Source organism: Idiomarina sp. UBA4520 (assembly GCF_002388365.1).
GTDB classification, from domain to species: Bacteria; Pseudomonadota; Gammaproteobacteria; order Enterobacterales; family Alteromonadaceae; genus Idiomarina; species Idiomarina zobellii.
Genome location: NZ_DGMK01000004.1, coordinates 158,924 through 173,424 on the forward strand (window position 1 = coordinate 158,924; position 14,501 = coordinate 173,424).

Sequence of the window (14,501 nt, forward strand, 5' to 3'; positions counted from 1 at the left end):
CAGGCTTAGTGGCCTGCCACACTCATTTGCTCTAAAAGTACAGAGCCGGTGTGCAACGCATGGCGCTCATCCGTATCGTTACCAATAGCAACTATATTCGCCAGCATATCTTTTAAGTTTCCGGCGATAGTCACCTCCTCTACAGGGTATTGAATTTCACCATTTTCTACCCAAAAACCAGCGGCACCGCGTGAGTAGTCACCATTGACCAGATTAACACCCTGTCCCATAACCTCTGTTACAAGAAGCCCGGTTCCCATTTGCTGACACAACTGCTGCAACGAGTTGTCTTGCTGACTTACACGCCAGTTATGTATGCCGCCTGCATGGCCGGTTGGTTGCATATCCATTTTACGAGCCGCGTAACTCGTCAACAGGTAGGTTTCGAGTATTCCCTTATCAACAATGGTTCTGTCCTTGGTTTTTAGACCTTCCGCATCAAAGGGTGAGCTTGCCAGGCCTCCCACAATATGTGGGCGCTCTTGAATAGTCAGCCACTCTGGCAACACCTGTTTGCCGAGGTGGTCGAGTAAAAAGCTCGACTTACGATACAAATTGCCACCACTAATAGCTGACACTAAATGCCCAAACAAGCTGCCAGCGATATCGGCGCGGAAAATGACCGGGACTTTGGCGGTTGGTACCTGTCTGGCTCCCAGACGAGACAACGTTTCATTGGCGGCGTCTTCTGCCACCTTCTCTGGCGTCCACAAGTCCGAGGTTTTTCTCGCTACCGTGTAGCTCATGTCCCGCTGCATTTTATCGCCTTCACGGGCAATTAACGCACAGCCCAGGTTGTGGCGAGACTGCAGAAAGCCACCGATAAAGTCGTGTGTGTTTCCATAAACGCGAAAGCCGGTATGACTACCGTAGTGCGCACCGTCGGAATTCACAATACGGTCATCGAGATTCAGCGCGTGATTCTCGCACGCAAGCGCTTGCTCAATCGCATATTCGGCGCTTTGGTCACCCGGATGACACAAATCTAAGTCCGCAATTTCGGTTGCCATGAGCTCTGCCGGGGCCAAGCCATTATATGGGTCTGGCGACGTGAAACGAGCAATGTCACAGGCTTTCTCGACCGCCGCTTCAATAGCGTGCTTTGACAGGTCCGTAGTTGAAGCTGAGCCCTTCTGATTTCCTCGGTATACTGTGATACCTAACGCGCCGTCCTGATTAAACTCGACAGTCTCGACCTCACCCAAACGAGTCCCCACAGAAATACCTGAAGTTTGGCTAATAGAACATTCCGCATCACTGGCTCCTTTTTGCTTCGCCAGTGACAAGGCTTCTTTTACCGCAGCCTCAACCTGCCCCATCTCTTTATTAAGGTCATCCAGTTGTACTATCAAAAAACTCTCCTCACTGCTAAACTAGCGGCTTTAGCGCTAATCGAGTTGTAATTATGTCGAAACGAAAATCACAAAAACCATCCTCTGATGTCGACGCTCATGACAATGACGATTTCGTCAGTAAGTCACAAAAAAAGCGCGAAATGGCAGAGCGACAAAAGGTCGGTACCGACTTAGTCGAGCTCAGTGATGCTCAGTTAAAGAGCATGCCATTAGACGATGAGCTTCGTGACGCCGTATTACTGGCTCGTAAAATTCGTAATAAACACGAAGGCTACCGACGCCAGCTTCAATTCATTGGTAAACTGATGCGCTCCCGGGACATTGAGCCCATTGAACAAGCGCTGTCAGACCTTCGTAATGCGCACCAGCAGGAAACCACTAAGTTTCACGCTGTCGAAGACGCCCGGGACTCGCTCCTCAACGGTGGAGACGAGGCCTTGCAAAGCTTTATCGAGAACTACCCTCAGGCCGATCGTCAAAAAATTCGACAACTTATGCGCTTAGCTGAGCAGCAAAAAGCCCAGGAAAAACCACCTAAGGCGGCTCGCGAGCTTTTTGTTTATCTGCGCAGCGTTATCCTTTAATTATTCCGTGCCACCAACGGTCATTGAGTCTAGTTTCAAGGTTGGTTGTCCAACACCAACAGGAACACTTTGACCGTCCTTACCACAAACACCAACGCCTGCGTCCAGCTCCAGGTCATTGCCAACCATAGAAACCTGTGACATAGCATCAGGTCCGTTTCCAATTAAAGTAGCCCCTTTTATTGGCGCGGTAATTTTACCGTTTTCAATTAAGTAAGCCTCTGACGCTGAAAACACAAACTGCCCTGAGGTTATGTCGACTTGTCCGCCGGCAAACTGAGGCGCATAAATGCCCTTTTTGACACTGCTGATAATCTCATCCGGCGTACTTTCGCCCGGCAACATATAAGTATTCGTCATACGAGGCATGGGTAAATGAGCAAAGCTTTCCCGGCGACCATTACCGGTGACGCTTTGCTTCATTAGACGCGCGTTCATTTTATCCTGCATATAACCACGTAGGCGGCCATTCTCAATCAGAACATTGTAACCACTCGGTGTTCCCTCGTCGTCTATGGTCATAGAGCCACGACGGTCATTCATAGTGCCGTCATCAACAATAGTACACAGCTCTGACGCCACTTTTTCACCCACACGACCAGAGTAAGCTGACGACCCTTTACGGTTAAAGTCTCCTTCCAGTCCATGACCAACCGCCTCATGCAGTAACACTCCAGGCCAACCTGCCCCTAAAACGACAGGCATGTTACCTGCAGGTGCCGGGCGCGCTTCTAAATTCACCAGCGCCTGGCGAACCGCCTCTTCGGCGAAGTGCTTCCAACGGGTACTGCCGTTTGTGTCTTCAATAAAAAATTCGTAACCAACGCGCGCTCCACCACCGGCGCTACCGCGCTCACGACGACCGTTTTGCTCCGCAATAACAGAGCAGTTCAAACGAATAAGCGGGCGCTTATCGGTAGCAAAGGTGCCATCTGTCGCAGCAACCAGTACATCGTCATAACTGCCACTTAAACTGACAACCACTTGCGACACTCGGCTGTCCTGCGCACGCGCATGAGCATCAGTCTGTTTTAACAGCTCAATTTTTTCATCTTCCGACAGCGTATTTAAAGGATTAATGCCTTCATATCGTGATGCGGCCTGCACAGACTGTAACGCCGCTACCGACTTACTCTGTCCCTGACGGGCAATACCGCGGGCAGCTTCACTGGTGCGCTTAAGCGCTTCCAGTGTAATTTCATCAGCGTAAGCAAAGCCAGTTTTCTCGCCCTGCACCGCTCGAACGCCCATACCGGTTTCAATATGGAATGCGCCATTTTTAATGATGCCGTCTTCCAGCACCCAGGATTCATTGACACTGTGTTGCAGATAAATGTCTGCAAAATCAATTGTACCGCTGTATAACGTTGCCAACGCTTTACTAATATCGCTCTCAGACAACGAATAATCATTTAGTGTCATGTATATTTACTACCTCAAATTGATTTTGTTTGGCGACCGGCATTTGTTGACGTATTTCTTCGGTTCTATCTAAGTCGACTTCGACCGAAATAATGCCTTCACCTTTTGCCTGTTCCGCTAAAATTTCACCCCAGGGGCTGACAATAATGGAATGCCCGTATGTCTCGCGTCCGTTATCATGCACACCAACCTGATTTGGCGCTACCACGTAGGCTTGTTGTTCAATCGCCCTCGCTCTAACCAATGCGTGCCAGTGCGCTTCGCCCGTCACCCGAGTAAAACCGGACGGCAAAGCAATAATATTGGCGCCTGCCTGACGCAGCGCTCTGAACAATTCCGGAAAGCGAAGATCATAACACACTGACATACCGACAACACCACAGTCCGTGTCTACTGCGACCACTTCCGTCCCCGGCTTCGTCCATTTTGATTCACGGTATTGTTTGGTGTTGTCCGCCACATCTACGTCAAACAAATGTATTTTGTCGTAACGGGCTATAAGCTCTCCGGTTGGCGAATACATTAACGATGCGGCTGAAAAGCGTTCACCCGTGTCAATAGGAATGGTACCGCCAATCAAATACACGCCGTGCTGCTTCGCGAGCGAAGAGAGCTCCCTTTGCACAGCGCCATCTTTGTATTTTTCAGCCATATCCAGTTGCGCTCTGTCACCAGCGCCGAAGCAAACAAAAGCTTCAGGAAGGACCACTAAATGAGGCTGATTGGAAGACGGGAGATTGTTGAGAAGCTTTTTGACAATGTCGAGGTTGTCTTCAGGTTTAGAGCGGCTGCTCATTTGCACTGCGGTCAGTTGCACCTTCTTCATCATTCACCTCTGAATCAGTTGAGTCTTCCTCCAATTCTGGCAAATCAACGGGGCGACTGTCACGCTCTATTTCCCGAACAACCGGATTATCTATGGTTCCGGTCACTTCATAGCGTAATTTCGAAATGACTTTGGCGTCATGCAGTACTTTATCGATAAGCAACGCCGCCAATCCGCTGGGAGGATTGACCATCCAGGCCAGAATAACCGGCAAACTCGAGGTCACTTTGGGCGCGTACGTCAGGTTATAATTCAACTCACCACTTGCCATGTCTGTCCAGCCACGAATATCCATATCACCAGCGGAGCCAAGTAACCGAGCATCATCGGTTTGAGCAACGCCGTCTTCGATAGCGGCACTCCCCGATAACTCAGTAAAAAACATACCCTGCGAAAATATGTCACGGAAGTCCAAAGTGAGCTTACGCAGAATACTATCCAAACTCAGTATCGAGAATATCCTCGCACCACCGTCGCTTACTTCGGCAAGATACCCTTTACCTAACGACCAGGAAATTTCGCCATCTAGCGACGGCCAGCTTGGTTGATGCAGGTGGTCATCCCAGCTTAAATCAAATTCAATATTCGCAGAGCTGTCGCGTATTGCGGTTTCTATGCCAAATTGGCGCAATAGCTCACCTAAGTCACTGGTATTCAAGCGGCCATTTAACTCGCTATATGCCTGCTCATTTTCATAACGCCAAACTCCGTTTGCCTGAATGCTATCTCCATTTCGGGTCACGTTTAGGCGGTCAATGGTAAAGCCTTTAACCTGCGGCGTAGCCTCTATTGGAGAGATGGCTAAATCGACTTCCCCCAGGTTGTGTTCGTTAATTCTACAGCTGCGACAGTTGACCGTTACCGGTGGCACTTTTCCAAGCCAGTTCCACTTAGACTCGTCGTCGCCCTCGGATTCTGGCAGTTCAATATCAGTCGATAGCACCAGGTAATCTGCTCTGACATCAATACCCTCGTTCATAAACTCTTTAGGAATACCGACGTTCAGCACCGCTTTGTCAGAGTTCACCTGCACCTGCCATTTATTCTGCTCTGGCCAACTGCGTACATCGGCGGCACCAAAGCTTTGCTCTGCCCATTTCAGGTTAGGGGTCGACACGTGTATCGAGTCGGGTAACCAAGGGTTGCTTGCAGAGCTGGCGGGCTCGGAGGACGACTCTCCACCCGCCAATGCATAAATAAGAGAATACCAACGACCGATATCCGCCTCATCCAACTGAGCTAACACAGCAAAGCCACGACCTATATCGTCCGTTTCATTGTCATTGCCAACCGTTAACGTGGCCTTCTGCCAGCCTGCGTTATCGAGTTGCCACTCCCCTTCAAAATTTGCTCGATCATCAATGTTACCCGTTATCGCATAGTCGTCATTCTGTCCGTTTAAAGAGAAACGGAACTGCCAACCTTCGCCAAAGCTCTTTTGTAAAGGTGCCGGTAAATAGGTTTCTAAGCCGGTTAAGTCGTATTGACCATCAGCCTCCACATTGAAGTTATCACCAGCGAAACGCAAAACCACGCGGCTTTCACCATTGACGGCTCCATAGAAAAACTCTTCCCACTGGTCATAAGGAAATTGCTTAAACAGTGGCTCCGTTTGCCAGTCTAGTGCCGTTTGAATGGCCAGCTCATAACCTTGGCGGCTCTCATCTCCATTAACAGACGCCGTCACCGGCATACCATACCAATTCATGACTAAGTCAGAGGTGCTGACGTTGGCGTTGTTAATCGTTAAAACGCCCTGTTTAACGTTAAATTCTTGCTTTATTGCATCAATTGTTACCTGAACACCGGAAAGCGGTGCTTCCACAAAGACACCAACCTCACGCGACTCATCGAACGGAATGTCGAGCTCCATACGACCCGTGACCTTACCCTCCGGATTCAGCTGATTAAAGGTTTCAGTTACTGAGTCCAACGGAGAGTTTTGGAAAACCTCATAAACTTGCTGGGCTTCTCCCGACGCTTGCGCCTGTATCTGTAAACCAACGCTACCATCGGTGAGGTTCGGGATCTGTGCAGAAACATTATCGACACGAGCTGAACCAATACTTCCCGTCTTGGCGTGCATGAATAAGCTGTTCTGATAAAAGTCTAAATGAATAGGAGTATTCTCAAGCGCTAACCAGTCGGACTGGAACTTAAAATTTAATGATTCAAAGCCCACCCGGGCATTAAACACTGATTCAAAACCGTCACTGGCGAAGCTATCAATATCGCCACGCCACACAGCTTCAAGTCCTTCTAATTGCCCTTTTTGCAAGGCTTCGGACAAGTAACTTTGTACACCTTTACCCATTGCCTGAGGCAATAGCTCACGGGCAGTTTCGACTGAAAACGGTGCTGTCGAGTAAAAAAATGAGTTGATATGTGGTTTGCCTGAAGCGCTACTTGACGATAACTGAGCATTTCCAGCGAGTTTTAAATCATTTATTTGTGCCAGTGTTTTCGTTAACGAAATAGACCATCCATTATCATCCGCCACCCATGACCCGGACAAGTCCAGCTCATTGATGGCCCACGCCTGTTCAGGGGACAGATGCCTACTCGCCAAAGAAACATCCGTGCCATACAAACGCCATTGAGCTTTGCTGCTTATTTGACTGACACTCATGCGCAGGCCGCTCACGCTGGGGGTGTTATTACTACCTTCAATAGATAACCCTTTACCATCGACACGCCATTGGCTTCCTACAATAGGGTGTAGCCGATATTGACCATCAACCTGGCCGCTGATACCTGTTCTTTTAATCCATTGACTTGTTTCTTCCGAAGTAAACGGAAGCAGTGTTAACAGCGACGTAGCATTATCTACATCGACATTCGATACACTAATATCGTGAATATTATTCTCATTCTGCCAAGCGATTCTGGGAACCCGAACACTGCCAGCCGAAGAGTTCAGAGTCATTGGCAGGCTATTCATTAACCAGCCATTCTCTTGCGGCCTTAAAATCACTTTTCCACCGGGAATATCTAACCAGTGCGCTTGCTCAACGCCTTTATACTTCCATGTAATACGGTTCTGACGAAGCTGCAGAAGTCCTTCGAACAGCTCCCCGTTTTGAATATCCAACCAGCCCGTAAAATTGACATCGGATTGCTGTACATCGATATCACCCAACCGCTCTTCTAACCAAGGGCTGATATCGATGTTTTGTGCATTAACATAAAACTGACCGGTTAAGTCCGACCACGTATCCCCCTTAAGGTCGACAATGACATCCAGTGCGTTCGTCGCAAAGTCATCCATTCTAAGACTGCCAACCGCGCGGTGCCGGGCCCCTTCGTTGACCCAAGACAAACGCTCAAGATCAATACGTCGAGTAACCCCTCGTAAGTTCGTTAAAAACACCTGCCCCTGATGAATCGAGAATTTTTCAAGCTGATGTAGGAAAAGCTCACTAAGGTTATCGATATCGAAGGTGTCATCACCCGAAACATCGTTTAACTGGCGAAGATCAATAGCAACATTGGCGTTGTCCAGAATAAACTCATCGGCCACAAATTGCTGTTGAACAATGCTCTGCCAAAAATTCAAAACCACATGCACTTCGGCAACTTTGAACTTCACTTTGGCGTTGTCGTCTGCTGACAACGATAAATTCTCGAGCACAACAGATGGACCTTGCTGCGTCCAGGCCATGGACAAGTCGCTGATACTAACGGGTTGCTGGAAACGCGCTTCCAGCTCGTTCTCAAGAGGTTGAGTTAAATCGGGAAGGTAGGGCAGACTGTAACGGAGCAAGCTCAGAGCAACAGCAACCAATACCAGCGCAATAGCCAGTAGTAGCCATAGTTTTTTTAATACCCAGGACAGTGCTCGCATTAACCTACATCATTACCACGTCAAATTGCTCTTGATTATACAGAGGTTCGGTCTGTACTGTAATTTGACGTGAAACAAACAGTTCAAGTTCAGCCAATGCATGAGATTCTTCGTTGACTAAGGCATCGCTGACTTTAGCTGACGCGTACACAACGAACTTATCGGCCTCATAGGCTTTATGTACCCGGACAATCTCTCGCATAATTTCATAGCAGACGGTTTCTACTGTTTTCATGGTGCCGCGCCCCTGGCAAACCGGGCATTCCGAGCACAGCACATGTTCGAGACTCTCGCGGGTGCGCTTACGAGTCATCTCAACAAGCCCCAGCGTGGTAAAACCGTTAATAGTGGTTTTTGCCCGGTCTTTAGACAAGGCAAGCTCAAGGCTATGTAAAACCCGACGTTTATGCTCTTCGTCGCGCATATCGATGAAATCGATAATGATAATACCGCCCAAATTACGCAGTCGTAGCTGCCGGGCAATTGCCTGCGTTGCTTCTATGTTGGTGTTGAATATGGTTTCTTCGAGGTTTCTGTGACCAACAAAAGCACCGGTATTGATATCAATAGTGGTCATCGCCTCGGTTTGATCAATAATCAACGATCCGCCGGATTTTAAATCAACACGGCGATCGAGCGCGCGCTGCATTTCATTTTCAATATCGAACAAATCGAAAATAGGCCGGTCCCCAGTGTAGTATTCAAGTACACTGGTTAATTCTGGAATAAAGTCTTTCGTAAAGGTTTTGAGAGTGTCAAAAGTGACTTTTGAGTCGACCCTAATGCGCTCTATTTCTTCACCGACAAAGTCTCGTAACACACGGCAGGACAGGTTCAGGTCTTCGTACAGCATGCCAACTTTACGCTGACTTTTCTTGCGCGTTTTAATTTTTTCCCAAAGCCGGAAAAGGAAGTCTGCGTCGCTTTTTAATGACTGTTCGGACGCGCCTTCCGCCGCAGTACGAACGATAAACTTACCGTCGTCAGTGCTGACCGATTCCGCAATTTCCTTGAGGCGATCTCGTTCTTCACCTTCTTCAATACGCTGTGAAACACCCACATGGTCACTTTTCGGCATAAACACCAGGTAACGGGACGGTAATGTAATGTCCGTCGTTAGCCGCGCCCCTTTAGTGCCTAAGGGGTCTTTGACAACCTGCACCATAATTTGCTGCCCTTGATGAACCAGCTCGGTAATGCTTCTTTCCGGGCGATCCGGCTGAGGTATGTCGTCACCATCAACTTGCACGACAATGTCGGATGCGTGTAAGAAGGCGGCTTTATCTAAACCAATATCGATGAACGCCGCCTGCATGCCCGGCAAAACACGAGACACCTTGCCCATGTAGATATTCCCCACCAGACCACGTTTCGCCTGCCGCTCAATATGAACTTCCTGCAAAATACCGTTTTCAACAAGAACCACCCGCGTTTCTGTCGGGGTGACGTTCATAAGAACTTCAACGCTCATCTCAACCACCTGTTACTTCGAACATGCGAAGTAATTGCTCTGTTTCATATAAGGGTAAGCCAACCACCGCAAAGTAGCTACCTTCAATGCGCTTTACGTATTTGCCGCCGTAGCCCTGAATACCATAACCACCGGCTTTATCTTGTGGCTCGCCAGTTGCCCAATAACTCTCTATATCGTCGTCTGCCAATGCGGCGAACTCAACTTTCGTAGTAATAAGTGCTGACTCACTCGCCACTAAACACTGCCCACTCCAGTGGCAAACGGCAACCGATGTCAGCACATCGTGGGTACGTCCAGACAATTGACGCATCATTTTTCGGAAATGCTCAAAATCCAACGGCTTTTCCATGACGTCTTGGTCGCATCGAATCAGTGTGTCTGAGCCAATGACCAAACATTCATCAGACTGTCGTTTAGCAACGGCTAAGGCTTTGTCGTTTGCTAGCCGTAATACGTAGTCTTCGGGGTCTTCACCATTAGCGCGACTTTCTTCTATATCGGGCACATCGCAGTCGAATGGTCGATGCAGATAGTGTAAGAGTTCACGTCGGCGGGGGGACGAAGACGCCAGGACAATGCGCATTATGACACTCCAAACTGACGGCGTACTTTTCGTAATAACGGAAATACCCAGAGCCAAAAAACCGCCGAGGTAAGTACCGGCCAAAAATAGGAGAAAGTAAACTCAGCGTCATGTAGGAATACATTGGCTTCAAAAACGATAAACCGCTTTAACAGTATAAGAACGGCAATAACAACAGCTTGCTGAATCAATGCAAAATTTCTAAGGCGTTGAAAGTTTCTGGCCGCAAGATAGGCAACAACGACCATGCCAAGTGCGTGAACACCAACAATAGAGCCAAGTAATACATCGCTTAATACACCAAGAATAAGCGCGGTTCCTATGCTGACGCGGTGTGGCAAAGCAATAATCCAGTAAAGCATGACCAAGGTCACCCAGTCCGGACGGAACACGTCAAAAGTCGCCGGCATGGGCATGACCATTAATGTTAGCGCAATGACATAGGTGACAAGTAAAGTCACTATTCCTGGCTTCACAACCTTCATTCATCGTCCTCGTAAATCGGTTGCAGCTCGCTTTCACTTGGCCATAACAGTAAGACATTTCTGACTCTGTCCAAAGCGCTCACCGGATCAGCAAAAACAGTAGCGAAAGGCAGTGACTCGTCTCGCACGATATTGGCAATACGCGCGACAGGATAACCTTCTGGAAATACTCCGCCCAACCCTGAAGACATGAGTAAGTCGCCTTCTCGCAGCTCTGTACTATGAGGTATAAACATGAGTTCTAACCGACCTATGTCGCCGGTACCCTGAGCGAGCACGCGAATGTCGTTTCTTTCCGAGCGTAAAGAAATGGCATGGCTTTGGTCGGAGATAAGTAACACCCTAGCAGTATTTCCACCAACATCCTGCACTTGCCCAATAATACCACTGCTGTCGAGCACTGGCTGGCCCTCATAGACACCGCTTAAGGTGCCTTTATTAATGACCAACTGCTGAGAAAATGGTTCGGACGCCACTGCAATGACCTCAGCGACCATGCGGCGAGCAGACTCCCGCGCATCTGAGCCTAATAACTCTCTAAGCCGGCGATTTTCATTTTGTAGAAACTGCAGTTGCTGCTGTTGACCCTGAAGCTTTAATATTCGTTGCCTTAACGCTTTGTTCTCTGCGCTTAATTGATCAGTAGTTTTGACTGACTCTGAAAAATTATCTAATAGCTGTTCAGGCAGTATTGCTAAATACTGAACCGGAGCAACTAATGAATTCAAAAACACTCGAACGGGCTGCATAGCTTGCAGCCGATGATCAATAAATATGAGCAGAAACGAACAGGCTAGTGCGAGCACTAGCCTGGAGAGTAAAGACGGGCCGCGGACAAACAGCGTTTTCATGACTTACTCATAACTGAATAAATCACCACCGTGCATGTCTATCATTTCTAATGCTTTACCCCCACCGCGAGCTACACACGTAAGCGGGTCATCAGCAATAATTACCGGAATACCTGTTTCCTCGACAAGCAGGCGATCTAAGTCTTTCAATAGCGCACCACCACCGGTTAGGACCATGCCGCGCTCTGAGATATCCGATGCCAGCTCTGGTGGTGACTGTTCTAGCGCAACCATGACTGCACTCACGATACCCATCAAAGGCTCTTGCAGAGCTTCTAGAATTTCGTTGCTATTCAGTGTAAATGAACGTGGAACACCTTCCGCTAAGTTACGGCCGCGAACTTCAATTTCTTTCAATTCTTCGCCCGGGTACGCAGAACCAATTTCATGCTTAATACGCTCCGCTGTCGCGTCACCAATAAGCGCACCAAAGTTACGGCGCACATAGCTAATAATAGCTTCATCGAATTTGTCGCCACCAATACGGACTGACGAGGAATAAACAACACCATTCAATGAAATAATCGCAACTTCTGTTGTACCACCACCAATGTCTACAACCATAGAGCCAGTAGCTTCTGACACAGGTAAGCCGGCGCCAATTGCTGCGGCCATAGGCTCATCTATTAAGTAGACTTCACGAGCTCCGGCGCCTAAAGCCGACTCACGAATCGCTCGGCGCTCTACCTGAGTTGACCCGCAAGGAACACACACTAAAACCCGAGGACTTGGGCGGAAATAATGGCTGTCATGCACTTGTTTGATGAAAAACTGGAGCATTTTTTCACACACATAAAAGTCAGCAATAACGCCGTCTTTCATGGGGCGAATAGCACGAATATTTCCCGGTGTACGCCCCAGCATTTGCTTAGCGGCCGAACCAACTGCAGCAATCGATTTGGGGCCGCCTGAGCGCTCCTGTCGAATAGCAACAACCGAAGGCTCATTTAAGACAATACCTTCGTCTTTAACGTAAATAAGAGTGTTGGCGGTACCAAGGTCAATTGATAAATCGTTTGAAAAAAGGCCGCGAATTTTTTTAAACATGAAGCGGTATATCCCTACTTATAAAGCTAACAGAGTGACAGCAAAGAGCGCAGTAAGTACTTACTGCGCTCTTACAACACGAAATCCAATGTAGTTAGAGTTGAAATCTGCCGGAAGTTCCATTTTTGTCGAAACTCGGGCAAGACTTGGCGTAAAGTTCCACGCACCGCCTTTCACAACGACACCGTTGTCAGTTTGCGCCCACTCCCAGACATTACCAACGGTATCAAATAATCCCCAAGGATTACGGTGGAAACTGGCTACTGGTGCAGGACGTTGATTAGACCAGTCAGAGCCACAGTTGCGGCAGTTTGCCTTACCAAAACCAACATCGTTACCCCACCAAAAGTCCGTTTCAGTTCCAGCACGAGCGGCATATTCCCACTCAGCTTCGGTTGGTACGCTGTATTTAAAACCGCTTTTCGTTGTCAGCCAGTCAGCATAAGCTTTCGCATCGTTGTAACTTACGCATACAACGGGTGAGTTATCAGACTGTTTGTAGCCCGGATTCTTCCAGCTTAGTTTTTCATTAAACTCAGGACGCCCGTTTTTAAGCGTTGCACAAGTTCCGCGTTTCTCAGCATCGGTTACGTAGGCGGTGTCTTCAACGAAGTCTCTAAAGTGCTTAACGGTAATTTCTGTATCTGAAATACCTAATGCATTGGGAATTTCACGAGTTTCCGCTGGGCGTTCATTAGGTAAGCCATTGCCAATTAAATCACCCATCTTGAACTTACCGGCAGGCACTACAACAAGCTCTGGGCCTCGAACGTCACGATATAAAATATCCTGAATTTTTTCACCACGAGTAAATGAGTACTCAGACTTTTCCAGTTCCGCTCGAATAGACATAGCGTCTTTAAGGCGAATTTTTTCCGCATAAGCTGAATAGCCGTACTTCAAGACTTCAACTTCGTGCTCGCCACCAGGTAACATAACTTCGATAGGTGTCGAACCATAACTAACACCATCAATGATAACTTCGTCATCATATACGTTTGAGCGTATTGTTAACGGGTGCATGACGGAGCTATCAACCGTTTCTTCATCACCCGCCTGCAACTCCCCCGGCCGTTGCTCCGTTGCACAATAACGCATGTCTACGCCAAGTAGTGTACATGCCTGGCTTTGAGGTAACTGACCACGAAGCTCTACCGCTAACTTAACACCGTAATTACCAGCACCGCTAAAGCCGTTACTAATAGTTTTTGAACCTAAAATTTGGACATTCGGGCTGGCTTTCTCTAAATTCTCGCGCGCTAGAGAAGACTCACTTAAACTTGCAAGAATTTCATCAAGGTATTGCTTGGACGCTTTTTGCTTTGCCATTAGCTTACCGCGATTTTCACACTGCCCCAGAGTCTCATTTCTGTCACAGCTAATCGACTGACTCACTTCAAGATCGCCAGTGCGATTGAACTCGTCTTCTAATCGATCGATTCGGGCAATGTTTCTTTGCTCTTTTAACGTTTCAATTTCGTTAATTAGGCTATGTTTGCTAACCCGTGCTTCTTCTACTTCTTTCGATTTTTGGTTCACCAAGCTGACTTGTTGTTTTATGTCTTCTTTATTTTGCTGATGAGCCATAACCGCTTGCTTATAAGCTTCCTGAGCGCCAGCAATATCAATTGTGGGGTCTTCTACTAAGCGTTGGTAGCGGTCATTCATTTCCGCCAGGGTAGACTCTCTTTTCTGCTCAAGTTCGTTATTACGCTCGCGCAGATTCTGCAACTTATCCCTTAGCTCCCGCTCTTCTTGCTGAAGTTGATTCACGGTACCGGAAAAGTTTTCAAAGTCGCTCTCTAGCGTCGAAATTTGATTTGTAATTTCTTCGACAGTCATCTCTTGCTGAGCAAGAGCCGTCGAGGCGAGAGTCAATGTAGAGGCCATAATTAAGGCCAGTCGAGCCAATCGCATCATGTTTCCATTCCAAGCTTGAAAAAATAACAAAGCGGCGTAAAAGCCAAAGCCGTCATCGCGCTATCGTTATTGTAATAATAATGAACGTTCGTCAACGTCGCGCATTTTTT

General features: G+C 47.9%; 11 protein-coding genes. 1 reads left to right on the plus strand and 10 read right to left on the minus strand.

Annotated features, from left to right (window positions below; translation table 11 throughout):
• Nucleotides 1-5 precede the first annotated feature (5 nt).
• Nucleotides 6-1,319 carry a metalloprotease PmbA gene (gene pmbA / locus B3850_RS02145; protein WP_286911322.1) on the minus strand — a complete coding sequence of 438 codons (1,314 nt, stop codon included), beginning with the start codon at nucleotides 1,317-1,319 and terminating at the stop codon, nucleotides 6-8.
• Nucleotides 1,320-1,405: 86 nt separating this feature from the next.
• Here pmbA and yjgA point away from each other — a divergent pair, with 86 nt between their 5' ends.
• Complete coding sequence (gene yjgA, locus B3850_RS02150; protein WP_058576776.1) at nucleotides 1,406-1,939, plus strand: ribosome biogenesis factor YjgA; 534 nt, start codon at nucleotides 1,406-1,408, stop codon at nucleotides 1,937-1,939.
• On the opposite strand, the gene tldD is transcribed toward yjgA, so the two are convergent.
• From tldD to B3850_RS02195, 9 genes are read right to left on the minus strand one after another with little or no spacing between them, the layout of a single operon-like run.
• A complete protein-coding gene (gene tldD / locus B3850_RS02155; RefSeq protein WP_286874529.1) occupies nucleotides 1,940-3,361 on the minus strand; it encodes a metalloprotease TldD in 1,422 nt (473 codons plus the stop codon). It abuts the gene before it with no gap.
• On the minus strand, nucleotides 3,348-4,190 hold the full coding sequence (locus tag B3850_RS02160; RefSeq protein WP_286874530.1) for a carbon-nitrogen hydrolase family protein: 843 nt from the start codon (nucleotides 4,188-4,190) through the stop codon (nucleotides 3,348-3,350). Before B3850_RS02160 ends, tldD begins: the two co-directional genes overlap by 14 nt.
• The gene (locus tag B3850_RS02165; protein WP_286874532.1) at nucleotides 4,141-8,031 is read right to left on the minus strand and encodes a YhdP family protein; all 3,891 of its coding nucleotides are present in this window, start codon (nucleotides 8,029-8,031) and stop codon (nucleotides 4,141-4,143) included. Before B3850_RS02165 ends, B3850_RS02160 begins: the two co-directional genes overlap by 50 nt.
• Before the next feature lie 4 nt (nucleotides 8,032-8,035).
• The gene (gene rng, locus B3850_RS02170) at nucleotides 8,036-9,502 is read right to left on the minus strand and encodes a ribonuclease G (protein WP_058576773.1); all 1,467 of its coding nucleotides are present in this window, start codon (nucleotides 9,500-9,502) and stop codon (nucleotides 8,036-8,038) included.
• Between the two features lies 1 nt (nucleotide 9,503).
• Entirely contained in the window at nucleotides 9,504-10,088 is a 585-nt protein-coding gene (locus B3850_RS02175; protein ID WP_286874535.1) for a Maf family protein, read from the minus strand.
• Nucleotides 10,088-10,573, minus strand: a complete 486-nt coding sequence (mreD, locus tag B3850_RS02180) for a rod shape-determining protein MreD (protein ID WP_286874537.1) — start codon at nucleotides 10,571-10,573, stop codon at nucleotides 10,088-10,090. The genes B3850_RS02175 and mreD overlap by 1 nt, the downstream gene beginning before the upstream one ends.
• A complete protein-coding gene (gene mreC, locus B3850_RS02185) occupies nucleotides 10,570-11,424 on the minus strand; it encodes a rod shape-determining protein MreC (protein WP_286911310.1) in 855 nt (284 codons plus the stop codon). Before mreC ends, mreD begins: the two co-directional genes overlap by 4 nt.
• Nucleotides 11,425-11,427: 3 nt before the next feature.
• Entirely contained in the window at nucleotides 11,428-12,471 is a 1,044-nt protein-coding gene (locus tag B3850_RS02190; RefSeq protein WP_273269261.1) for a rod shape-determining protein, read from the minus strand.
• Nucleotides 12,472-12,531: 60 nt separating this feature from the next.
• Nucleotides 12,532-14,391: a formylglycine-generating enzyme family protein gene (locus B3850_RS02195; RefSeq protein WP_286911311.1), complete on the minus strand. Its 1,860-nt coding sequence runs from the start codon at nucleotides 14,389-14,391 to the stop codon at nucleotides 12,532-12,534.
• Nucleotides 14,392-14,501: the final 110 nt, after the last annotated feature.